Here is a 20,295-nt window from a genome sequence, read left to right as displayed (position 1 = left end):
GACGCGCATGAGCTACGACGACAACAACATCTTCGCAAAAATCCTTCGCGGCGAAATTCCCTCGCACAAGGTCTACGAGGACGAGCACAGCCTCGCCTTCATGGACGTGATGCCGCAGGCGGCGGGCCATGCGCTGGTCATCCCGAAGCAGGGCTCGCGCAACATCCTCGACGCCGACCCGGAAACGCTCTCCCGGCTGATCCCGGTCGTGCAGAAGGTGGCGATCGCGGCGAAGGCGGCTTTTTCGGCCGACGGCGTCACCGTCGTCCAGTTCAACGAGCCGGCGGCCGGCCAGACCGTCTACCACCTGCATTTCCACGTCATCCCGCGCATGGAGGGCGTGGCCCTGAAGCCGCATTCCGGCACGATGGAGGATCAGGCGGTGCTCGCCGCCAATGCGGAGAAGCTCAGGAAGGCACTGGCGCAATGACCCTCGCCCTCACCCGCCGCACCCTCGTCGCCGGTGCGGCCCTCGTCGCCGGTGCGGCCCTCCTCGCCGTCCTGCCCGCGCCGTCCTTCGCCGCCGAACGGCCGGAGGAGATCGTCGCGGCGATCTACGCCGCCTATGACGGCAACGGCAACGGCCCGCAGGACCTGCCCTACACCGCCGATGTCGCCGAGAAACTCTCCGGCAAGGATCACCCGGGCTTCGACTTCTTCATCGACGCGCAGGATTTCGACACCGTCTCGGCGACGGTCAGCCTCGTCTCCGAGAGCGACGCGGACGCGGTGGTGCGCGCCGAGGTTACGAATTTCGGCGAGACGAAGCCGGTCGAGATCGACTTCGTCAAGGACGGCGGGGCCTGGAGGATCGCCAACGTGCGCTATCCGGTCGAAAACGGCTTCGACCTGCGCCAGAGCCTCGGCCTCACCGCACGCTGATCAGGGCCCGGTGAGCGCGAGGCCGGCGGCGAGGAAGGCGATCGCGCCGGCGATGCCGGCGATCTGGCGCCGGCCGGCGAGGAAGAAGCAGGCCGCGCCGAAGAGCACGGCGGCGAGCCGGAGCGCGACCGGCGAGCTTTCGAGCGCGCCGGTCGGAAAGAGGATCATCTTGGCGATCACCGCCGCGACGAGGGCGGTGGCGACCGCCCTCACCCAGTTGATCAGCGCGGAATTCTCGTCCACCCGGTTGCCGGCGACGACGCCGAGCCAGCGCCAGATGTCGGTGGCGAGCCAGCCCGCGACGGCGATGTAGATATAGGGCCACAGACCGTCGAAGCTCATCCCTGCCGCTCCCCCTTCGCCCGCGCCGTGCGCTCGCCCCACCAGGCGAGCGTGCCGCCGAGAAGGCCGGCGAGCAGGATGTCGTATTCCGGCGCGACGGCCGCGAAGACGCCGCCGAGCACGAGGCCGGCGCCGAGCGCGAAGTGCACGACCCGGTGGCGCGCCGACACCCAGATCGAGGTGAGGAAATAGACCGGCGTCAGGAAGAACAGGCAGCCGGAGACGAGCGGCGGGAAGGTCGTGACCGCGCCGTAGGCGAGGCCGACCAGCGCCGTGTTCACCGTCGTCAGCGTGATGCCGAAGCCGGCGAAGAAGGCGACCCTGCCCGCCCGCGGCACGGCGTGGATGCGCTCCATCGCGAAGACCCAGGCGGTGATGGCGATGAAATGCGACAGCAGGAGCAGGAGCCAGGTCGGCGTGCGGCGCGTGCGCATCTCGGGCACCAGCGACGCCACCATCGGCATCATCCGCACGGAGGAGAGCGTGACGGCGAGGAAGGCGGCGGCGAGATGCGTGCCCGAGAGCATCGAGCCGACGAGGATCACCTTGGCCGGCAGCGCCCAGACCATGCCGGTCATGAAGATCACCTGCCCGACCGGGATCCCCGCCTCCGCCGTGAAAGCGGCGAAGCCGACGAAGGACAGCATGAGGATGAAGGACGGCAGGCTGAAGATGCCGCGCATGCCGAGGAGGAAGCAGTCTGTCCGGGACAGGTGCTCAGGCGCTGTGTGCACGGTCAACGAAATCCCCCTCATCCGGCCCTCGGGCCACCTTCTCCCCGCGGGGAGAAGGGAATATCCGCCACCGTCTCGTTTTTTCACCCTTCTCCCCCGCGGGGAGAAGGTGCCGGCAGGCGGATGAGGGGGCTTTCACAAACAAAGCCGGGCGGGAAAAACCCGCCCGGTGGCTCACGGCGACGGCAAAGCCGTCATTTCTTGCGCGGCACCTTGGGCACGATGCCGGACTTGCGCGGCGCCTCGGCCCCGGTATCCGCCTCCGGCTCGGCGGCCTTGCGGCCCTTCGCCCGTGCCGGCGCGGCATCGGCTGAGACCGTCTCGCGCGCCTTGCGGGGCTTTGCCTGCCGCGCGGCGATCTCGGCCTTCGGCTTGATCGGCGCGGTCTCCGGCACGGCGTCGAGGAGAAGGCCCTTCGAGCCGTCCTCCTTCGTCTCGACGGAGACGCGCACGACGCCGCCCTTCTTGAGCTTGCCGAACAGGATCTCGTCGGCGAGCCGCTTCTTGATGTGCTCCTGGATGACGCGGGCGAGCGGGCGCGCCCCCATCTTCTCGTCGTAGCCCTTCTCGGCCAGCCAGGCGATGGCGTCCGGCTTGAGGTCGAAGGTAACGTTGCGCTCGGCAAGCTGCGTTTCCAGCTGCATGACGAACTTCTGCACGACCTGGTGGATCACCGGCGTCGGCAGCGAGCCGAAGGGGATGATCGCGTCGAGGCGGTTGCGGAACTCCGGCGTGAACAGGCGGTTGATCGCCTCCATGTCCTCGCCCTCGCGCTTCGACGAGCCGAAGCCGATGGCGGCCTTGGCCATGTCGGAGGCGCCCGCGTTGGTCGTCATGATCAGGATGACGTTGCGGAAGTCGATCTTCTTGCCGTTGTGGTCGGTGAGCGAGCCGTGATCCATGACCTGCAGCAGGATGTTGTAGAGGTCCGGATGCGCCTTCTCGATCTCGTCGAGCAGCAGCACGCAATGCGGATGCTGGTCGACGCCGTCGGTGAGCAGCCCGCCCTGGTCGAAGCCGACATAGCCGGGAGGTGCGCCGAGAAGCCGCGAGACGGTGTGCCGCTCCATGTATTCCGACATGTCGAAGCGCAGCAGTTCCACGCCGAGCGAGGCGGCGAGCTGCTTGGCGACCTCGGTCTTGCCGACGCCGGTGGGACCCGAGAACAGGTAGCAGCCGATCGGCTTGTTCGGCTCGCGAAGGCCCGCGCGGGCGAGCTTGATCGACGAGGCCAAGGCTTCGATGGCGAGGTCCTGGCCGTAGACGACCGAGCGCAACTCGCGCTCCAGGTTGGCGAGCACCTGCTCGTCGTCCTTGGACACGGTCTTCGGCGGGATACGGGCCATCGTGGCGATGGTCGCCTCGATCTCCTTCTCGGTGATCAGCTTGCGCCGCTTGCCGGCCGGCAGCAGCATCTGCGCGGCCCCCGTCTCGTCGATCACGTCGATCGCCTTGTCCGGCAGCTTGCGGTCGTTGATGTAGCGGGCCGAAAGCTCCACCGCCGTCTTGATCGCCTCGTTGGAGTATTTCAGCTTGTGATACTCCTCGAAGTAGGGCTTCAGCCCCTTCATGATCTCGATCGTGTCGTCGATGGTCGGCTCGTTGACGTCGATCTTCTGGAAGCGGCGCACCAGCGCCCGGTCCTTCTCGAAGAACTGGCGGTATTCCTTGTAGGTGGTCGAGCCGATGCAGCGGATCGCCCCGGAGGAGAGCGCCGGCTTCAGGAGGTTGGAGGCATCCATCGCGCCGCCGGAGGTGGCGCCGGCGCCGATCACCGTGTGGATCTCGTCGATGAAGAGGACGGCGCCCGGATAGTCCTCCAGCTCCTTGACGACCTGCTTCAAGCGCTCCTCGAAGTCGCCGCGATAGCGAGTGCCGGCGAGCAGCGTGCCCATGTCGAGCGAGAAGATGGTGGCGTCGGCGAGCGCCTCGGGCACCTTGCCCTCGACGATGCGCTTGGCGAGCCCCTCGGCGATGGCGGTCTTGCCGACGCCGGGATCGCCCACATAGAGCGGGTTGTTCTTCGAGCGGCGGCAGAGCACCTGGATCGTGCGGTTGACCTCGGCATGGCGGCCGATCAGCGGGTCGATCCGGCCGTTCTTCGCCTTCTCGTTGAGGTTGACGCAATAGGCGGAGAGCGCGTCCTGCTTCTTGGCCGCCTCCTCCTCGCCGCCGGCAGCACCGCGCTGCGGCTTCTGCTCGCTCTCGTTCTCCTCGGCGCCGCGCACCGGTCGCGGCTCGGAGGCGCCGGGCCGCTTGCCGATGCCGTGGGAGATGAAGTTTACCGCGTCGTAGCGCGTCATCTCCTGCTCCTGCAGGAAATACGCGGCATGGCTCTCGCGCTCGGCGAAGATCGCGACGAGCACGTTGGCGCCGGTCACCTCCTCGCGGCCGGAGGACTGGACGTGGATCACCGCGCGCTGGATGACGCGCTGGAAGCCGGAGGTTGGTTTCGAATCCTCCTCGTAGCCGGTGACGAGATTGGCGAGGTCGTTGTCGACGTAGTCGGCGACGGTCTTGCGCAGGACGTCCAAGTTGACGTTGCAGGCGCCCATGACGGCGGCCGCGTCGGCGTCGTCGATCAGCGCGAGCAGGAGGTGCTCGAGCGTCGCATATTCGTGGTGGCGCTCGTTGGCGTAGGTCAGTGCCTGGTGGAGGGCCTTTTCAAGGCTGGCAGAAAATGTCGGCACGTTCGTTCCTCATTTCTTTTCCATGACACATTGCAGCGGGTGCTGGTGCTGGCGGGAGAAATCCATCACCTGTGTCACTTTGGTTTCGGCAACCTCGTAGGTGAAAACGCCGCACTCGCCTACGCCGTGATTGTGCACATGCAACATGATCCGCGTGGCCGCTTCCCGGTCCTTCTGGAAGAAGCGCTCCAGGATGTGGATCACGAATTCCATCGGCGTGTAGTCGTCGTTCAGGAGCAGGACGCGGTAGAGACTCGGCTTCTTCGTCTTCGGTTTCGTGCGGGTAATGACGGATGTGCCGCGACCGGGAGTGTCGCCGCTTCCCTCGTTGCCCTGCATCCGGACCCCAATCGCCTTCATTCGTCTTCATTCTCCTGCCTGACCGACGGTCGCGTCCTTTTCGCGAGCCGTTGCGCGCTGGCTGCCGTATGGTCCGTTATCTAGTGTGTCGAAGCGCGATTGTAAGACCACGGCACCGCTCTGCAATCATAATCGCGCCCGCTCCGAAAGGAATAGGCAAATTTCCCGCCGGACGGCCGCGCGCCAGCCTCGCGCAACGCCCGCAGGCCCGAAGACGCGGAAAGGCCGGCCTGCAGATGCCTGCAGGCCGGCCTTCCTGTACGCGGGATAGCTTACGCGGCTATGAAACTCAGGCGGCAGCCTTCGCGGCCGAGGCCGGAGCCTTGGCGGCGGCGGCGACCGGCGCCTCGTAGGGCTTGTAGGCGCCCTTGGCGAGGTCGGCATAGAGCTCGCCGATCCGGGTCGCCTCGGCGACGAAGTTCTCGTAGGAGGACTTCACGTAGGAGGACTGGAGCTCCAGCGCGGCCTCGACGCTCTTGACGGTGGAGAGCTTCTCGAAATGGGCGAGGCCATCCTCGAAGGACTTCTTGGAGTAGTCGGCGGTCTCCGCGGCGATCGCCTGGATGCCCTTGGCGACATTCGCGTAGCTCTTGACCAGCGTGTCGACCGTTTCCTTGCTCTTCTTGTTGGCTTCCTCGAAATTGAACATCTGCGTCTCCTTTGGATAAGGTCCGGATATGGCGCGACTGTATGTGCAATGCACAAAAAAGTCAATAATCATGCTGCGACGCAATAATGCCGAGGCAAAGCAAGGCCTTGCCCGGACGGCCTGACGGATATCAGGCGGGAGCGGACAGGATGTCGCATCGGGCAAAGAAAAACCCGGCGCGGGCGGGCGCCGGGTCGGTGGTCTGTCGCGCCGGCGGCGCGGCATCTCAGAGGTCGATGTCGAGGATCGCCATCGAGAAATTGTAGGACAGCTCGCCGTCCTCGTCGTCGCGGAAGATCACGCCCAGGAACTCGTCGCCGAGATAGACTTCGGCGGATTCGTCCTTGCGCGGACGGGCCTTGACGACGATCTCCTTGTTGAGATTGCGCTTGAAATAGGCCTCGAGCTTCCTGATTTCTTCGGGCTTCACGATCGGTCTCCGTCGAAGGTTGATTTGGCAAAGGGTGGCTTGGCGCGCTTCTCGCACCTGCCTCCGGTCCTGTAAACCCTCGACGGCGACCGGCCTTCGACTTTTCCCGTCACAGATCGTAGTCGAAGGCGGCGAGGAGCTGGTCCATCGCCCGCGACGGCTCCGAGCAGCCCGCCTCGCCCACCACGCGCGCCGGCACGCCGGCGACGGTGGATTTCGGCGGCACGGCCTTGAGCACGACCGAGCCGGCGGCGATGCGCGAGCAATGGCCGATATGGATGTTGCCGAGGATCTTTGCGCCCGCGCCGATCATCACGCCGTCGCCGATCTTCGGATGGCGGTCGCCGCCCTCCTTGCCGGTACCGCCGAGCGTGACGTTGTGGAGGATCGAGACGTTGTCGCCGATCGCCGCCGTCTCGCCGACGACGAGGCCGGTGGCGTGGTCGAGGAAGATGCCCTTGCCGATGCGCGCCGCCGGGTTGATGTCGGTCTGGAAGACGCTGGAGGAGCGACTCTGCAGGTAGAGCGCGAGGTCGCGCCGGCCGCTCTCGTGCAGCCAGTGCGCCAGGCGGTGGGTCTGGATCGCGTGGAAGCCCTTGAAGTAGAGCACGGCGTCGAGGAAACGCAGGCAGGCGGGGTCGCGGTCGTAGACGGCTTGGATGTCGACGCGCAGCACGGTGCCCCAGTCCGGCCAGTCCTCGAGCATCTCCTCGAAGATCTGGCGCAGGAGGTTCGCCTGAAGGTCCGGGTGGTCGAGGCGCTCGCAGACGCGATGGATGACGCTTTCCTCCAGCGTGCGGTGGTTGATCACCGTCGAATAGAGGAAGGCCGCGAGCAGCGGCTCGCTCTCGGCGGCAAGGCGTGCCTCCTCGCGCAGGCTGTCCCAGATCGGGTCCATCGCCTTCAGTTTCTCGCCGGCCCGGCGTTCGTTCATCGCGACCATCGCCGCACTCCTTATCGTCCTTCGCACTCGTTATATAAAGCAATCGGCGCGCAAGCGGAATGGCATGCGCGCCGATCTCGTCGACGCCGCGTCAGTCGCCGCCGATTTCGGCATAGAAATCCAGGACCGCGCGCTTGAACACCTTGTCGCCGACGGCGAGCATGTGGTCGCGGCCCGGGATGTCGAGCGCGCGCGCGTGCGGCATCAGTTCGGCGAGCGGCTGCGGCGCGCCTGCGATGTCGTCCTTCGTGCCGACGCCGATCAGCGCCGGCACGTCGATGCGCGCCACGTCCTCGGCCGTCAAAAGATCGCGCGAGGTGCGGATGCAGGCGGCGAGCGCCAGGCGGTCGGATTTCGTCTGGTCGGCGAAGGCGCGGAACATGCGGCCGCGCTCGTGCGTGACCGCTTCGAGCGAGGGCGCGAGCAGCGCGTCGGCGATCGGGTCCCAGTCGCCCACCCCCGTGACCATGCCGATGCCGAGCCCGCCAAAGACGACAGAGCGGACGCGGTGCGGGTGGAGCAGCGCCGTGAAGGCGGCGATGCGTGCGCCCATCGAATAGCCGAAGACGTGCGCCTCGGGGATGCCGAGATGATCGAGGAGTGCTACGGCATCGCCCGCCATCAGGGGCACGCGGTAGGCGGCCGGATCGTGCGGCTTGTCGCTTGCGCCGTGCCCGCGGTTGTCGATGGCAATCACCCGGAAGCCCGCCTCGCCCAGCGTCTTCAGCCAGCCCGGGAACACCCAGTTGACGCTCGCCGTCGAGGCGAAGCCGTGGATCAGCAGCACCGGCGGGCCCGCGGGATCGCCCTCGTCGAAATAGGCGAGTTCGAGCCCGTCGTGGACGAAACGGGAAAAGGGCGGGGCATCGAGGTTCATCGCGGACCTTCCTTCATTCTCATGGCTCCGCTCATAATGCGCTTTCGCCGCGGAGAAAACGCCGCAGGCGCCGAAATCTCGCGCCGGGCGGCGGTTTTGCATCTACACATTTGCCCGCAAGGCGACTATGGTCCGCCGCACGAAAAAGCATCCGACGGAGCATGACATGGCTGGCCACAGCATTCCCCATTTCCAGAACGACGGCGGCCATCGGTCGATCGAGATCGGCGTGAAGGAATTCATGTGCGTCGGCGCCTCGGTGCCGTTCGACCATCCGCACGTCTTCCTCGACATGGGCGACGACAACGAGAAGGTCTGCCCCTACTGCTCGACGCTCTACCGCTTCAATCCCGCCCTCAAGGCGACCCAGACGGAGCCGGTCGGCTGCACCTTCACCAACCCGGCCGCCGCCTGACCGGCGGGTTGCCGCCATGCCGTCCGCGGGGACTGCCGTCATGCCGTCGGTGAAGACCGCGACGATCGTCGGCGCCGGCATCGCCGGGCTGACGGCCGCCCTCGCGCTCGCCCGCAGGGGCATCGCCTGCCACGTCCTCGAACAGGCCGCCTCGCTCGAAGAGGTCGGCGCCGGCCTGCAGCTCTCCCCCAACGCCACGCGCATCCTCGCCGGGCTCGGCCTTCTCGACGCGCTTGCCGCCCGCTGGTGCGAGCCCGACCGCATCGCGCTCGCCTCCGGGGCCTCGCTCGCCCCCCTCGCCGCGGTGCCCGCGGGCGAGGCCGCGCGACGCCGCTGGGGCTCGCCCTACGGCGTGCTGCACCGGGCCGCGCTGCACGGGATCCTGCTTCAGGCCGTGCGCGGCGAGCCGCTCTGCCGGCTTTCGACCGGCGTGCGGGTCGGGACGCCGGCGGACGTGCCGGAATCGGATGTGACGATCGGCGCCGACGGCGTCTGGTCGCGCCTGCGCCGTGCCGTACCGGGTGCCCTGCCCGCGCGCTATTCCGGCAATGTCGCCTGGCGCTTCCTGGTGCCGCAGGCGGAGGCGCCGGCCGCCCTGGATCCGCGCAGCGTCACGGCCTTCCTCGGGCCCCGCGCCCATCTCGTCGCCTATCCGCTCGCCGAAGGTGGCGCCTTCAACATCGTGGCGATCCACCAGTCCGACACGCCGCCCGAGGAGGGCTGGGCGCTGCGCGGCGACGCGCAGGCGCAGGCGCGGCTGCAGGACGCCTTCGCCGGCTGGCACGCCGATCTCCGGCGGCTCATCGCCAGCGCGCGCGACCCGATGATGTGGCCGCTCCACGGCTGCCCCGACGGGCCGTGGACGGACGGTCGCAGGCTCGTGCTGATCGGCGACGCCGCCCATGCGATGACGCCCTTCGCCGCCCAGGGCGCGGCGATGGCGATCGAGGACGCGGCTCTCTTGGCCGGGCGCCTTGCCGGCGCGCCGGACCTGTCCGCGGCCCTGCGTTCCTTCGAGGAGACCCGGCGCGCCCGCGTCGCGCGGGTGCGCGGGCGCGGCGCGTTCAACCGCTTCGCCTATCACGCGCGCGGGCCGGTGGCGCTTGCCCGCGACCTCGTATTGTCGGCGCGCGGACCGGAGCGCCTCGCCGCCGACCTCGATTGGCTCTACGGCTACCGCACGCCGGACTGACTCAGACGGCCCCTGCCGCCGCGAGCCCGCGCTCGATGTCGGCGCGGATGTCCTTCACGTCCTCCAGCCCGATCTGCAGGCGGATCACCGGCCCTTCCGTCGGCCCCTTCGCCACTCGGCGGTCGGCGAGGTTGACGTGCACGGCGAGGCATTCGTAGCCGCCCCAGGAATAGCCGAGGCCGAAGATCCGGAGCGCATCGAGGAAGGCATGCGCCTTCGCCCGGTGGCGCTCCGGCGCGCCGCCGTCGAGCACGACGGAGAAGATGCCGCTCGCGCCCTTGAAGTCGCGCTTCCAGAGGTCGTGGCCGGGGAAGGACGGGAGCGCCGGATGGAGCACGCGCGAAACGCCGTCGACGCCCTCCAGCCAGCGGGCGATCGTGAGCGCGCTTTCCTGGTGGCGTTCCAGCCGCACGCCCATCGTGCGCAGGCCGCGCAGCACCTGGTAGGCGTCGTCGGGCGCGGCACAGGTGCCGAGCGTGATCTGCGTGTCGTGCAGCTGCGGCCAGTGGGCGGCATTGGCCGAGACCGTACCGAACAGGATGTCGGAATGGCCGGCCGGATATTTCGTCGCCGCGTGGATGGAGATGTCGACGCCGAAGTCGAGCGGGCGGAAATAGAGCGGCGTCGCCCAGGTGTTGTCCATGGCGACGACGGCGCCGTGCCGGTGGGCGGCGGCGGCGATCACCGGGATGTCCTGCATCTCGAAGGTGTTGGAGCCCGGCGCCTCCGTGTGGACCAGCCGCGTGTTCGGCCGGATCAGCGCCTCGATGCCCGCGCCGATCGCCGGATCGTAGTATTCGACGGTGACGCCGAGGCGCTTCAGCATCGTGTCGCAGAAATGCCGGGTCGGGTGGTAGACCGAATCGACGATCAGCGCATGGTCGCCGGAGGACAGGAAGGCGAGGAAGGGAACGGTGACGGCGGCGAGCCCCGAGGGCACGAGGATCGTGCCGGCGGAGCCCTCCAGTTCGTCGATCGCCGCTGCGAGCGCGTCCGTGGTCGGCGTCCCGCGCGTGCCGTAGGTGTATTTCTGCGCCCGGCCTTCCATCGTCGCCGCGTCGGGGAAGAGCACCGTCGAGGCGTGGACGACCGGCGGATTGACGAAACCGTGATAGTCGGCCGGGTCGTTTCCGGCATGGGCAAGGCGGGTGTTCACGCCGGCGCCGGCGAGGATTTCGTCTCTGTCTTTCATGATGGGTCCGAAGGAAGATCGAGGGAAGGATGTGGCGGAGTCTTCGTCCCACGCCTGCGCGAGGTCAAGCCAAAACTGCCGCGCCGGACGCCGATTGCCCATATCCAAAGCGTTTCGGATATCCGCAAGGCCGATTTTCTGCCCAAATTTACGCCAGAAACGGCCAAATTCCCTTCGATGGGCGGAAAATGGGTCCGGTCACTTGACCCTGCGTCGATTTCAGCATGATGTTAGGCAATCTCGCACCGGGAGGGTTGCGAGTTCCGCAACGCGACCGCAAGGCCGCGTTCCCGCGGACAAAACAAAGACAACGGAAAAAGGTTGTAAAAACATGGCAAAGAAAATCGTGACAGCGCTCGTTGGTGCTGCGGTTCTGGGGCTTGGCGCAACGGCGGCTAACGCGGATACCCTTTCGGACGTCAAGGCCAAGGGCTTTGTCCAGTGCGGCGTGAACGGCTCGAACCTCGCCGGCTTCGGCGCGCAGGATTCGGCCGGCAACTGGGCCGGCCTCGACGTCGACCTCTGCAAGGCCGTGGCCGCAGCCGTCTTCGGCGATGCGACGAAGGTGAAGTTCACGCCGCTCTCGGCGAAGGACCGCTTCCCGGCCCTGCAGTCGGGCGAGATCGACCTCCTGGCACGCAACACCACCTGGAGCATCAGCCGCGATTCGCAGCTCGGCTTCGACTTCCGCGCCGTGAACTACTACGACGGCCAGGGCTTCATGGTGAAGAAGGAACTCGGCGTGAAGTCCGCGCTGGAACTGTCCGGCGCCTCCGTCTGCGTGCAGTCCGGCACGACGACCGAGCTGAACCTCGCCGACTACTTCCGCTCCAACAACATGGACTTCAAGCCCGTCGTCTTCGAAGCGCAGGACGAGGCGGACGCCGCCTACAATGCCGGCCGCTGCGACGCCTACACCACCGACGCGTCGGGCCTCTACTCGATCCGCCTGAAGATGGCCAATCCGGACGACCACATGGTCCTGCCGGAGATCATCTCCAAGGAGCCGCTCGGCCCGGCCGTGCGCCAGAACGACTCGCGCTGGCTCGACATCGTCAGCTGGGCGCACTACGCCACGGTGGCCGCCGAGGAGTTCGGCATCACCCAGGCGAACGTCGAGGAGATGAAGGGCTCGGCCAACCCCGACATCAAGCGCTTCCTCGGCGAGGAAGCCGATTCGACGATCGGCGCGGACCTCGGCCTGCCGAAGGACTGGGCGGTGCAGATCATCAAGGCCGTGGGCAACTACGGCGAGATCTTCGAGCGCAACGTCGGCCAGGGCTCGCCGCTGAAGATCGACCGCGGCCTCAACGGCCTGTGGACGAAGGGCGGCCTGCAATACGCCCCGCCGGTCCGCTGAGCGGCCTTCCGGCCTGACACTTGAACCCGGGAGGGCGGCCACGCCCTCCCCCACCGCCAAACGCCCGGAAAACAGGGCGGACGCAACGAACACATGGGGAATCGTATGGCACTTGCGGACACCCGAACAGGGTCCGGCGACCCGCCGAAGGTATCTCTTCTCTACAATCCGGCCGTCCGGCGCGGCGTCTTCCAGGTCCTGACGCTCGTCGTCATCGTCTGGGTGATCTGGTACGCCTGGCACAATGCCGCGCAGAACCTCGCGCGCGCCAACATGACGGCGGGCTTCGGCTTCCTCAACAGCCGCGCCGGCTTCGACATCGCCCAGAGCCTCATCGCCTATACGAGCGACTCGACCTACATGCGCGCCCTGCAGGTCGGCCTCATCAACACGCTGGTCGTGGCCGCCGCCGGCATCGTCACGGCGACGATCGTCGGGCTCCTGATCGGCACCGGGCGGCTTTCGCACAACTGGCTGATCGCGCGGCTGTGCACGGTCTACGTGGAGATCTTCCGCAACATCCCGCCGCTCCTCGTCATCTTCTTCTGGTATCTCGGCGTGCTGGCGCTGCTGCCGTCGATCCGCTCGATCTTCCAGCACCTGGAGGAGGACCCGGACGCGGTGTTCTTCATCTCCAACCGCGGCATCTACATGCCGGCGCCGGTGTTCGGCGAGGGCTTCGGGCTCGTCGTCGCGGCCTTCGCCCTCGGCGTCGTCGCGGCGATCGCCTTCACGCTCTGGGCCAACGCCCGGCAGCGCGCGACCGGCAAGCGCCCGCCCGTGGCGCGCATCAACCTGGCGCTGATCCTGCTGCCGCCGCTCGCCGTGTTCCTCGCCTCCGGCAGGCCGCTCTCCTTCGACTATCCGGTGCCGGGCTCCTTCAACATGCGCGGCGGCATGGTCGTCGGGCCGGAATTCCTGGCGCTCTACCTGGCGCTGTCGCTCTACACGGCCTCCTTCATCGCCGAGATCGTGCGCGCCGGCATCCGCGGCGTGCCCGGCGGGCAGACGGAGGCCTCCTACGCGCTCGGCCTGCGCCCGCGCCAGGCGACCCGGCTCGTGGTGCTGCCGCAGGCGCTGCGCATCATCATCCCGCCGCTCACCTCGCAGTACCTCAACCTCATCAAGAACTCCTCGCTCGCCGTGGCGGTCGGCTACGCCGATCTCGTGGCGGTCGGCGGCACCATCCTCAACCAGTCCGGCCGGTCGGTCGAGATCATCGCGATCTGGATGCTGATCTATGTCTCGATCAGCCTCGTGACCTCGCTGTTCATGAACTGGTTCAACGCCAAGATGGCCCTGGTGGAGCGGTAAGATGGCTGAAACCACGATCTACGTCCGCGACCGCTTCCTCGCGCCGGAAGCCCCGCCGGTCTCCGATTCCTCGGTGATCGGCTGGATGCGCCGCAACCTCTTCGCCTCCTGGAGCGACGGCGCGCTCACCATCCTCGCCGCCGCCGCCCTCGCCTACTTCCTGCCGGCGGCCATCAACTGGCTGTTCGTCTCCGCCGTCTGGACGGGCGCCGACCGCACCGCCTGCCTCACCGTCGAGCAGGGCGGGCAGCTGCCCGCCGGCTGGAGCGGCGCGTGCTGGGCCTATGTGGGCGACCGCTTCGTCCAGTTCATGTTCGGCTCCTATCCGCGCGACGAGCTCTGGCGGCCGCTGACGGTCGTCGTCCTGTTCGTGGCGCTGCTCGTGCCGCTGCTGATCCCGAAGGTGCCGCGCAAGGGGCTGAACGCGCTCCTCCTGCTCGTCGCCCTGCCGATCGTCTCCTACGTGCTGCTGCTCGGCGGATGGTTCGGCCTGCGCCACGTCGAGACCTCGCTGTGGGGCGGGCTGATGGTCACGCTGATCATCTCCTTCGTCGGCATCGCCGTGTCGCTGCCCGTCGGCATCCTCCTGGCGCTCGGGCGGCGGTCGGAGATGCCGATCGTCAAGACGGCCTGCATCGTCTTCATAGAGCTGATCCGCGGCGTGCCGCTGATCACCGTGCTGTTCATGGCGAGCGTGCTCCTGCCGCTCTTCCTCACGCCCGGCAACAACATCGACAAGTTCCTGCGCGCGCTGATCGGCGTGTCGATCTTCGCCTCCGCCTACATGGCGGAAGTCATCCGCGGCGGCCTTCAGGCGATCCCGAAGGGGCAGTACGAGGCGGCCGACGCGCTCGGCCTCAACTATTTCCACAAGATGACCTTCATCATCCTGCCGCAGGCGCTGAAGCTCGTCATCCCCGGCATCGTCAACACCTTCATCGGCATGTTCAAGGACACCTCGCTGGTGACGATCATCTCGATGTACGATCTGCTCGGCATCGTGAAGGCGAGTTTCGGCGATTCGGGCTGGATCACCCCCGTGACGCCCTTGACGGGGCTTATTTTCGCGGGCTTCGTATTCTGGATCTTCTGCTTCAGCATGTCGCGCTATTCGGCGTTCGTGGAGCGCCGGCTCGACAAGAGCCAGACGAGATAACAAAAGGGGAAAAGACCATGGCAAACCCGTCGAGCGCCCAGAAAAGCGCGATGACCGTATCGGCCACCGACGTCGCCGTCGAAATCATCAACATGAACAAGTGGTACGGCGAGTTCCACGTGCTGCGCGACATCAACCTGAAAGTGATGAAGGGCGAGCGCATCGTCATCGCCGGCCCGTCGGGCTCCGGCAAGTCGACGATGATCCGCTGCATCAACCGCCTGGAAGAGCACCAGAAGGGCCAGATCGTCGTCGACGGCATCGAGCTCACCAACGACCTCAAGAAGATCGACGAGGTGCGCCGCGAGGTCGGCATGGTGTTCCAGCACTTCAACCTCTTCCCGCACCTGACGATCCTCGAGAACTGCACGCTGGCGCCGATCTGGGTGCGCAAGATGCCGAAGAAGGACGCCGAGGAAGTGGCGATGCACTACCTGAAGCGCGTCAAGATCCCCGAGCAGGCGCACAAATATCCCGGCCAGCTGTCCGGCGGCCAGCAGCAGCGCGTGGCGATCGCCCGCTCGCTGTGCATGAAGCCGAAGATCATGCTGTTCGACGAGCCGACCTCCGCGCTCGACCCGGAAATGGTCAAGGAGGTGCTCGACACCATGGTGTCGCTCGCCGAGGAAGGCATGACCATGCTGTGCGTGACGCACGAGATGGGCTTCGCCCGCCAGGTCGCCAACCGCGTCATCTTCATGGACCAGGGCCAGATCGTCGAGCAGAATTCGCCGGCCGAATTCTTCGACAATCCGCAGCACGAGCGCACCAAGCTCTTCCTCAGCCAGATCCTGCACTGAGCGCGGCCGCATGTCCGACATGCCGGAGGCGGGCCAGGACAGGCCCGCCTCTTTCCTTTTCCGGCCCCGTTCGCGGAACCCTCGGCGGCCTCGCGCGTTCTGCGGCAGAATGCAAAAAGGAAAGGGTTTCGTCATGTTGAAGCTGAAACGTTGCCTCGCCGTCGGCGCGCTCTCGATCGCCGTCAGCGTCACCTCCATGGTCCCCGCCGGCGCCGTGACCTTCCCGAAGGTGCCGGTTCCGAAGGTCTCCGACGTCGAGCAGGTCCAGTACGGCCGGCGCATCATCAAGGAACGCCACCACTGGCGCGGCCATCGCGGCTACCGCCACCATCGCCCGGGCTATCGCCGCCATTCGGACGGCTGGTGGTATCCGCTCGCGGCCTTCGGCATCGGCACGATCGTCGGCGGCGCGATCGCCAACCAGCCGGCGGCCGGCGGCAACGCCCACGTCAACTGGTGTGCGAACCGCTATCGCTCGTACCGCGCCTACGACAACACGTTCCAGCCCTACAACGGTCCGCGCCAGCAGTGCATCTCGCCCTACGGGCGCTGAACCGGCGGGCATGGAAAGACGAAAAGGGCGGCCCCGGGGCCGCCCTTTTTCGCATGCGATGGACCGTATGGGACTTTGGCGACCCCTGCAGGACTCGAACCTGCGACCTACTGCTTAGAAGGCAGTTGCTCTATCCAGTTGAGCTAAGGGGCCGGCGCCGGCCGGATCTCAATGGGTCCAGGGCTGCATGCGGTTGAAACGGAAATTGTCGGGATAGGCGACGCGCTTGCGCGTCGGCTCCTTGGGCTCGATGAGGCGGTATTCGATGCCCTCGCGCTCGGCATAGGCGATCGCCTGCTCGCGCGTCTCGAAGGTCAGCTTGACCTGCTGGAACATGTCGCCCGAGCTGGTATAGCCCATGATCGGATCGATCGTGCGCGGCTTCTCGGCATCGAACTCGAGCACCCAGAGATTGGTCTTGGCCTTGCCGGACTGCATGGCGGTCTTGGCGGGACGATAGATTTTCGCGGACATCGAACGGCTCCACACTTCTTGCACCCGGGCGCCGGCCCGCCGGCCGCCCACCCCATGCATAACCCGGATTCCGTAAAGGGGAAATGACCGGCATCCGCTTTGCACAAGGACATGGCGCCGGACTGGTCGGAGTGGAGAGATTCGAACTCCCGACCCTCTGGTCCCAAACCAGATGCGCTACCAGGCTGCGCTACACTCCGTCCCTTCCGGCGCTGCCGGGATACACGCATCCGCACGCCGCCGCAACAGCAAATGGCGGGCGGACGGGCGAAAGCGGCGCGTCACTGCGCCTTGCGCAGCGATTCGATCAGCGGGCTCTCGACGCGGTTGCCGGTGCGGATGCCGAGGCGCTTCACCGTGCCGCCGTTGAGCTCCAGCACGAAGTCGACCGGCACCTTCGAATCGATGATCGCCTCCGAGAGGGGCTCGGCATTCTCGCGGATCGTGCGGATCCGGCCGTCGCCGCCGATGAACAGCATGTCTAGCGGCAGATAGGTGTTCTTCATCCACATCAGGACCTGGCGCGTCTCGCCGAAGGCGAACAGCATGCCGTGGTCCTGCGCCATCTCGTGCCGGTTCATCAGCCCCTGCTCGCGCTGGCGCGGCGTCACCGCCAGCTCGACCACGAAAGCGTGCGCCTTGCCGTCGCGGGTGACGATGGTGAGCGGCTGCGTCTCGAAATTCTCCGCGGCGGACGCGGCCGTCGAAAGCACGAAAAAAAGCGCGGCGAAGGCAAGAGCCAGCCGCGCGATCCCCGCCGTCCGGGCAAGGGCCCGCATCAATGCGCCCGGTTGCCGGGCACCGGCACGTCGGGATGGATTTCCGCCGCCATCAGGCCCTTCTCGCCGTCGCCGAAGCGCACGAGGACCACCTGCCCGGGCCTGAGCTCCGTAAGTCCGAAGCGACGAAGCGTCTCCATGTGGATGAAGATGTCCTCGGTCCCCTCGCCGCGCGTGAGGAAGCCGAAGCCCTTGGTGCGGTTGAACCATTTCACCAGCACGCGCTCCAGCCCGCTCGTCGGCGTCACCTGCACGTGGGTCTTGACCGGCGGCATCTGCGAGGGATGCACGGCCGTCGACTGGTCCATGGAGAGGATGCGGAAGGCCTGATAGCCGCGCTCGCGCCGCTGTATCAGAGCGACCACGCGCGTGCCCTCGAGGACGGTCTGGTAGCCGTCGCGCCGCAAACAGGTGACGTGCAGCAGGACGTCCTGCATGCCGTTGTCCGGGACGATGAAGCCGAAGCCCTTGGCGACGTCGAACCACTTGATGACGCCCGTGATCTCGATCAGATCGACGGCGTCGCTGCTCTGGTCATCACTCGTCGTGATTTCCTTCGAAGACACCCTTTCCGCCATGATCTGCCAGCCCCTCGTTTACGCGTCACATGAGTTACGGTTAACTGATTCTTGTCGCGCAGGATAACATTGTCGCGACGCGAATGCGCAAGCCCCTTTGAAAGTTTTGCCGGCGCCCCAGGGTTGCTACCGGCGGACAAAGGCCTAATCTTCCGGGCGATTCCCCATTCAGAGGATATTCCAATGCGTTATCTCCACACCATGGTCCGCGTGAAGGACCTCGAACAGGCGCTGCATTTCTACGGCACGCTGTTCGGCCTCGTCGAAGTGCGCCGCATCGACAACGAGAAGGGCCGCTTCACCCTCGTCTTCCTGGCCGCACCCGAGGACGAGGCGGCCGCGCGGGAAAACAAGGCGCCCTGCCTGGAGCTCACCTACAACTGGGACACGGAGGACTATACCGGCGGGCGCAATTTCGGCCACCTCGCCTACGAGGTCGACGACATCTACGCCACCTGCCGGAGGCTGATGGACAACGGCGTCACCATCAACCGCCCGCCGCGCGACGGCCACATGGCCTTCGTGCGCTCGCCGGACGGCATTTCCATCGAGATCCTGCAGAAGGGCGAGAGCCTGGCGCCGGCCGAGCCCTGGGCGTCCATGGGCAATACCGGCAGCTGGTGAGGCGGGACGCAAGCTCCGGGCAAAGCCCGCGGGCTATCTCCTGCAACATCCTTTCGCCGCATTCGGCCGGAAAAGTCTCGTCGTTCCGGCCGATCGTCCGCGTGAGGGGCGCGTTCGGCCGATCGCGAGGCCATCTCGCCTCCCCGTTTCGCGTCGGCACGGCTCCGTGATGCCCGGCCCGTCTTTACAGGCCGGCCCGAAAGGTTAACATCGTGCAACCGCAGATCGGGCCTCCGGGCCTTTCTCGATGTGGTTGCGATCGCTCGAACAGGCCCGACCGGCGGCAAGACCGACGGGCGCAAACGTCGAAAGCGGGGGACAGGCCTTTGCAGGACAAGCCGGGACCGAGGCAGGGTCTGAAGCCGTACAGTCGCGGCCTGCTCCTCGCCGTCTCGCTCGCCGCCCTTACGGGCTGCGTCTCCGCGATGACGACCGACATGCGCGCGGAGAACGTGGCGGCCCCCGCGCAGGCGGGCGCCGACGACGAAGGCAGCGCGACCGCAAGCCTCTCCGACGCGGCAACGGAGACCGCACAGACGCCCGACGCCCATGCGGCGACCGGCGCGGCTGCGGACACCGCCGGCATGACGGAGACGCAGGCCGGGGCGGACGGCGCGGACATGGCGGGCCTCGTCATGCAGCCGACGACGCTCAATGCCGGCCAGGCGAGCATCTACTCCACCGGCGGGCAGGCGACGGCCGGGTCGGCCGTTCCCGCCTACACGACGCAGACCTCCGCCCGCAACGCCGCCGTCAACAGCATCTATGCGGGTTCGGCGGCGAGCGAGGACGCCACGCAGGGCGGCCGCCTCCCCGTCGAGGACATGCCGGCGCTGGACCCCGCGGCGCAGCGGCAGAGCCTGCCGCTTGCCGGCGACGACCAGTCTTCCGCCGATCCGGCGGCGATTCCCGCCGAGAAGACCGCACGCACGGCGCTGGTCGACGAGGATACCGCCGCCAATCCCGCCCAGGAGGCCCTGTCCTCGGCCACCGACCGCCGGGAGGAAGCGGACGTGACACCCCTCACGGCGACGACCGGGACGGCCGGCCGCAGGAAGCTGACGCTCTCCTCGCTGTTCGGCGCCAAGCGCCAGGCAGGCGCGCAGATCGACGCCAATGCCGAAGCCGCGCAGCCGCGCCGGGTGATCAACCGCGACAGCGCCGGCGCCCTGCGCACCGCCTCCCTCGGGGGCGCCAGCCTCCCCGGCGTTTCCGTCGCCGACCTGCCGGCGGCCGACGACAGCCACAGCGAGGCGGAGGAGGCCTTCGACGACGACGAGCCGCGCTTCAAGGAAGTCGCCTCGCTCGCCGGCCTCGCCCGGCTCGCGCCCAACGGGCTCTGGCTGCAGACGGAGAAGGTGCGCACCGGATGCTTCAAGCCGGAGCTCCTGAGCGTGCTCAAGACGGTCGAGCAGCACTACGGCAAGCCGGTGATCGTCACCTCGGGCCTGCGCGGCATGAAGCGCAACCGCGCCAGGCAATCGCTGCACACACGCTGCGAGGCGGCCGACATCCAGATCGCCGGCGTCGGCAAGTGGGAGCTCGCCGAATATCTGCGCAGCATGCCGGGCCGCGGCGGCGTCGGCACCTACTGCCACACGGAGTCCGTCCATATCGACATCGGCCCGGAGCGGGACTGGAACTGGCGCTGCCGGCGTCGGAAATAGGCCCGATTGCCAAGCCTCTGGAATCCTGTCGCTTTTCCAAGCGGAGCCGGCTGCGGGGGCGGATTGATTTTTTTGTCGCGAAGGCCTTTTCCCGCTTGCGGAAGCCGGAGCGCTTTCTTATAAGACGCCCACCGCACGCGCCCTTCGTCTATCGGTTAGGACGCCAGATTTTCATTCTGGAAAGAGGGGTTCGACTCCCCTAGGGCGTGCCATCTCTTCTTTCTCCTCACGCTGCCGCGGCCTGCGGCCGCTCCGCTCCGGAGGGGGCGCCGGACGACCGGCGA

At 67.1% G+C, this 20,295-nt stretch carries 23 protein-coding genes and 3 tRNA genes; 12 read left to right on the top strand and 14 right to left on the bottom strand.

Annotated elements, in window-relative coordinates:
• The first annotated feature begins 7 nt into the window (after positions 1–7).
• Both NNZ72_RS13275 and NNZ72_RS13270 read left to right on the top strand, forming a co-directional pair.
• The gene (locus NNZ72_RS13275; RefSeq protein WP_257315788.1) at positions 8–430 is read left to right on the top strand and encodes an HIT family protein; all 423 of its coding nucleotides are present in this window, start codon (positions 8–10) and stop codon (positions 428–430) included.
• Complete coding sequence (locus tag NNZ72_RS13270) at positions 427–882, top strand: YqhG/Tai3 family protein (protein ID WP_257315787.1); 456 nt, start codon at positions 427–429, stop codon at positions 880–882. Before NNZ72_RS13275 ends, NNZ72_RS13270 begins: the two co-directional genes overlap by 4 nt.
• Here NNZ72_RS13270 and NNZ72_RS13265 read toward each other — a convergent pair whose 3' ends face one another.
• The 8 genes from NNZ72_RS13265 to NNZ72_RS13230 form a co-directional block, all read right to left on the bottom strand.
• Positions 883–1,224, bottom strand: coding sequence for an AzlD domain-containing protein (locus NNZ72_RS13265; RefSeq protein ID WP_257315786.1), 342 nt, complete (start codon positions 1,222–1,224; stop codon positions 883–885).
• Positions 1,221–1,907, bottom strand: a complete 687-nt coding sequence (locus NNZ72_RS13260) for an AzlC family ABC transporter permease (RefSeq protein ID WP_257315813.1) — start codon at positions 1,905–1,907, stop codon at positions 1,221–1,223. Before NNZ72_RS13260 ends, NNZ72_RS13265 begins: the two co-directional genes overlap by 4 nt.
• Before the next feature lie 245 nt (positions 1,908–2,152).
• Positions 2,153–4,648, bottom strand: coding sequence for an ATP-dependent Clp protease ATP-binding subunit ClpA (clpA, locus tag NNZ72_RS13255; RefSeq protein ID WP_257315784.1), 2,496 nt, complete (start codon positions 4,646–4,648; stop codon positions 2,153–2,155).
• Positions 4,649–4,657: 9 nt separating this feature from the next.
• A complete protein-coding gene (gene clpS / locus NNZ72_RS13250; RefSeq protein ID WP_257315783.1) occupies positions 4,658–5,008 on the bottom strand; it encodes an ATP-dependent Clp protease adapter ClpS in 351 nt (116 codons plus the stop codon).
• Positions 5,009–5,297: 289 nt separating this feature from the next.
• Complete coding sequence (locus NNZ72_RS13245; RefSeq protein ID WP_257315782.1) at positions 5,298–5,657, bottom strand: phasin family protein; 360 nt, start codon at positions 5,655–5,657, stop codon at positions 5,298–5,300.
• A gap of 226 nt (positions 5,658–5,883) precedes the next feature.
• Positions 5,884–6,087 carry a DUF3126 family protein gene (locus tag NNZ72_RS13240; protein ID WP_064330164.1) on the bottom strand — a complete coding sequence of 68 codons (204 nt, stop codon included), beginning with the start codon at positions 6,085–6,087 and terminating at the stop codon, positions 5,884–5,886.
• Positions 6,088–6,196: 109 nt separating this feature from the next.
• The gene (gene cysE / locus NNZ72_RS13235; RefSeq protein ID WP_257315781.1) at positions 6,197–7,030 is read right to left on the bottom strand and encodes a serine O-acetyltransferase; all 834 of its coding nucleotides are present in this window, start codon (positions 7,028–7,030) and stop codon (positions 6,197–6,199) included.
• A 91-nt stretch (positions 7,031–7,121) separates the two neighbouring features.
• Complete coding sequence (locus NNZ72_RS13230; RefSeq protein WP_257315780.1) at positions 7,122–7,907, bottom strand: alpha/beta fold hydrolase; 786 nt, start codon at positions 7,905–7,907, stop codon at positions 7,122–7,124.
• A gap of 166 nt (positions 7,908–8,073) precedes the next feature.
• Here NNZ72_RS13230 and NNZ72_RS13225 point away from each other — a divergent pair, with 166 nt between their 5' ends.
• The gene (locus tag NNZ72_RS13225; RefSeq protein WP_257315779.1) at positions 8,074–8,322 is read left to right on the top strand and encodes a zinc-finger domain-containing protein; all 249 of its coding nucleotides are present in this window, start codon (positions 8,074–8,076) and stop codon (positions 8,320–8,322) included.
• 40 nt (positions 8,323–8,362) lie between these two features.
• The gene (locus NNZ72_RS13220; RefSeq protein ID WP_257315778.1) at positions 8,363–9,514 is read left to right on the top strand and encodes an FAD-dependent monooxygenase; all 1,152 of its coding nucleotides are present in this window, start codon (positions 8,363–8,365) and stop codon (positions 9,512–9,514) included.
• A 1-nt stretch (position 9,515) separates the two neighbouring features.
• Here the strand turns inward: NNZ72_RS13220 and NNZ72_RS13215 are convergent, their stop codons facing one another.
• Positions 9,516–10,706, bottom strand: coding sequence for a cystathionine beta-lyase (locus NNZ72_RS13215; RefSeq protein ID WP_257315777.1), 1,191 nt, complete (start codon positions 10,704–10,706; stop codon positions 9,516–9,518).
• 331 nt (positions 10,707–11,037) lie between these two features.
• On the opposite strand from NNZ72_RS13215, the gene NNZ72_RS13210 reads away from it, so the two are divergent.
• From NNZ72_RS13210 to NNZ72_RS13190, 5 genes are all read left to right on the top strand, one after another.
• A complete protein-coding gene (locus NNZ72_RS13210; protein ID WP_257315776.1) occupies positions 11,038–12,066 on the top strand; it encodes an amino acid ABC transporter substrate-binding protein in 1,029 nt (342 codons plus the stop codon).
• A gap of 105 nt (positions 12,067–12,171) precedes the next feature.
• Entirely contained in the window at positions 12,172–13,380 is a 1,209-nt protein-coding gene (locus NNZ72_RS13205) for an amino acid ABC transporter permease (RefSeq protein WP_257315775.1), read from the top strand.
• Between the two features lies 1 nt (position 13,381).
• The gene (locus NNZ72_RS13200) at positions 13,382–14,536 is read left to right on the top strand and encodes an amino acid ABC transporter permease (protein WP_257315774.1); all 1,155 of its coding nucleotides are present in this window, start codon (positions 13,382–13,384) and stop codon (positions 14,534–14,536) included.
• 17 nt (positions 14,537–14,553) lie between these two features.
• A complete protein-coding gene (locus NNZ72_RS13195; RefSeq protein ID WP_257315773.1) occupies positions 14,554–15,336 on the top strand; it encodes an amino acid ABC transporter ATP-binding protein in 783 nt (260 codons plus the stop codon).
• Between the two features lie 133 nt (positions 15,337–15,469).
• Positions 15,470–15,889: a BA14K family protein gene (locus tag NNZ72_RS13190; protein ID WP_257315772.1), complete on the top strand. Its 420-nt coding sequence runs from the start codon at positions 15,470–15,472 to the stop codon at positions 15,887–15,889.
• 76 nt (positions 15,890–15,965) lie between these two features.
• Here the strand turns inward: NNZ72_RS13190 and NNZ72_RS13185 are convergent.
• The 5 genes from NNZ72_RS13185 to NNZ72_RS13165 all read right to left on the bottom strand — a co-directional run bounded on the left by NNZ72_RS13185 (position 15,966) and on the right by NNZ72_RS13165 (position 17,720).
• Positions 15,966–16,042: transfer RNA gene (locus NNZ72_RS13185), tRNA-Arg, on the bottom strand.
• Between the two features lie 15 nt (positions 16,043–16,057).
• Positions 16,058–16,363, bottom strand: coding sequence for an ETC complex I subunit (locus NNZ72_RS13180; RefSeq protein ID WP_257315771.1), 306 nt, complete (start codon positions 16,361–16,363; stop codon positions 16,058–16,060).
• Between the two features lie 123 nt (positions 16,364–16,486).
• A tRNA-Pro gene (locus NNZ72_RS13175) sits at positions 16,487–16,563 on the bottom strand.
• An 81-nt stretch (positions 16,564–16,644) separates the two neighbouring features.
• Entirely contained in the window at positions 16,645–17,142 is a 498-nt protein-coding gene (locus tag NNZ72_RS13170; protein WP_257315770.1) for a DUF192 domain-containing protein, read from the bottom strand.
• Positions 17,142–17,720, bottom strand: coding sequence for a cold-shock protein (locus NNZ72_RS13165; protein ID WP_257315769.1), 579 nt, complete (start codon positions 17,718–17,720; stop codon positions 17,142–17,144). The genes NNZ72_RS13170 and NNZ72_RS13165 overlap by 1 nt, the downstream gene beginning before the upstream one ends.
• Before the next feature lie 183 nt (positions 17,721–17,903).
• Here NNZ72_RS13165 and gloA point away from each other — a divergent pair, with 183 nt between their 5' ends.
• The 3 genes from gloA to NNZ72_RS13150 all read left to right on the top strand — a co-directional run bounded on the left by gloA (position 17,904) and on the right by NNZ72_RS13150 (position 20,223).
• Positions 17,904–18,344 (top strand): lactoylglutathione lyase, encoded by a 441-nt coding sequence (gene gloA / locus NNZ72_RS13160; RefSeq protein WP_257315768.1) that lies wholly within the window; start codon positions 17,904–17,906, stop codon positions 18,342–18,344.
• A gap of 326 nt (positions 18,345–18,670) precedes the next feature.
• Positions 18,671–20,011 (top strand): YcbK family protein, encoded by a 1,341-nt coding sequence (locus NNZ72_RS13155; protein ID WP_257315767.1) that lies wholly within the window; start codon positions 18,671–18,673, stop codon positions 20,009–20,011.
• Between the two features lie 137 nt (positions 20,012–20,148).
• Positions 20,149–20,223 (top strand) — tRNA-Glu (locus NNZ72_RS13150).
• The last annotated feature ends 72 nt before the right edge of the window (positions 20,224–20,295 follow it).

Source organism: Shinella pollutisoli, from assembly GCF_024609765.1.
GTDB classification, from domain to species: domain Bacteria; phylum Pseudomonadota; class Alphaproteobacteria; order Rhizobiales; family Rhizobiaceae; genus Shinella; species Shinella pollutisoli.
This window is presented reverse-complemented; position numbering and strand designations above follow the sequence as displayed.

Excerpts from the sequence above, each read along its gene's own strand:
- NNZ72_RS13275 (WP_257315788.1), top strand. The coding sequence starts at position 8 with ATGAGCTACGACGACAACAACATCTTCGCAAAAATCCTTCGCGGCGAA.
- NNZ72_RS13270 (WP_257315787.1), top strand. The coding sequence starts at position 427 with ATGACCCTCGCCCTCACCCGCCGCACCCTCGTCGCCGGTGCGGCCCTC.
- NNZ72_RS13265 (WP_257315786.1), bottom strand. The coding sequence starts at position 1,224 with ATGAGCTTCGACGGTCTGTGGCCCTATATCTACATCGCCGTCGCGGGC.
- NNZ72_RS13260 (WP_257315813.1), bottom strand. The coding sequence starts at position 1,907 with ATGCGCGGCATCTTCAGCCTGCCGTCCTTCATCCTCATGCTGTCCTTC.
- clpS (WP_257315783.1), bottom strand. The coding sequence starts at position 5,008 with ATGAAGGCGATTGGGGTCCGGATGCAGGGCAACGAGGGAAGCGGCGAC.
- NNZ72_RS13245 (WP_257315782.1), bottom strand. The coding sequence starts at position 5,657 with ATGTTCAATTTCGAGGAAGCCAACAAGAAGAGCAAGGAAACGGTCGAC.
- cysE (WP_257315781.1), bottom strand. The coding sequence starts at position 7,030 with ATGGTCGCGATGAACGAACGCCGGGCCGGCGAGAAACTGAAGGCGATG.
- NNZ72_RS13230 (WP_257315780.1), bottom strand. The coding sequence starts at position 7,907 with ATGAACCTCGATGCCCCGCCCTTTTCCCGTTTCGTCCACGACGGGCTC.
- NNZ72_RS13225 (WP_257315779.1), top strand. The coding sequence starts at position 8,074 with ATGGCTGGCCACAGCATTCCCCATTTCCAGAACGACGGCGGCCATCGG.
- NNZ72_RS13220 (WP_257315778.1), top strand. The coding sequence starts at position 8,363 with ATGCCGTCGGTGAAGACCGCGACGATCGTCGGCGCCGGCATCGCCGGG.
- NNZ72_RS13215 (WP_257315777.1), bottom strand. The coding sequence starts at position 10,706 with ATGAAAGACAGAGACGAAATCCTCGCCGGCGCCGGCGTGAACACCCGC.
- NNZ72_RS13210 (WP_257315776.1), top strand. The coding sequence starts at position 11,038 with ATGGCAAAGAAAATCGTGACAGCGCTCGTTGGTGCTGCGGTTCTGGGG.
- NNZ72_RS13205 (WP_257315775.1), top strand. The coding sequence starts at position 12,172 with ATGGCACTTGCGGACACCCGAACAGGGTCCGGCGACCCGCCGAAGGTA.
- NNZ72_RS13200 (WP_257315774.1), top strand. The coding sequence starts at position 13,382 with ATGGCTGAAACCACGATCTACGTCCGCGACCGCTTCCTCGCGCCGGAA.
- NNZ72_RS13195 (WP_257315773.1), top strand. The coding sequence starts at position 14,554 with ATGGCAAACCCGTCGAGCGCCCAGAAAAGCGCGATGACCGTATCGGCC.
- NNZ72_RS13190 (WP_257315772.1), top strand. The coding sequence starts at position 15,470 with ATGTTGAAGCTGAAACGTTGCCTCGCCGTCGGCGCGCTCTCGATCGCC.
- NNZ72_RS13180 (WP_257315771.1), bottom strand. The coding sequence starts at position 16,363 with ATGTCCGCGAAAATCTATCGTCCCGCCAAGACCGCCATGCAGTCCGGC.
- NNZ72_RS13170 (WP_257315770.1), bottom strand. The coding sequence starts at position 17,142 with ATGCGGGCCCTTGCCCGGACGGCGGGGATCGCGCGGCTGGCTCTTGCC.
- NNZ72_RS13165 (WP_257315769.1), bottom strand. The coding sequence starts at position 17,720 with ATGGCGGAAAGGGTGTCTTCGAAGGAAATCACGACGAGTGATGACCAG.
- gloA (WP_257315768.1), top strand. The coding sequence starts at position 17,904 with ATGCGTTATCTCCACACCATGGTCCGCGTGAAGGACCTCGAACAGGCG.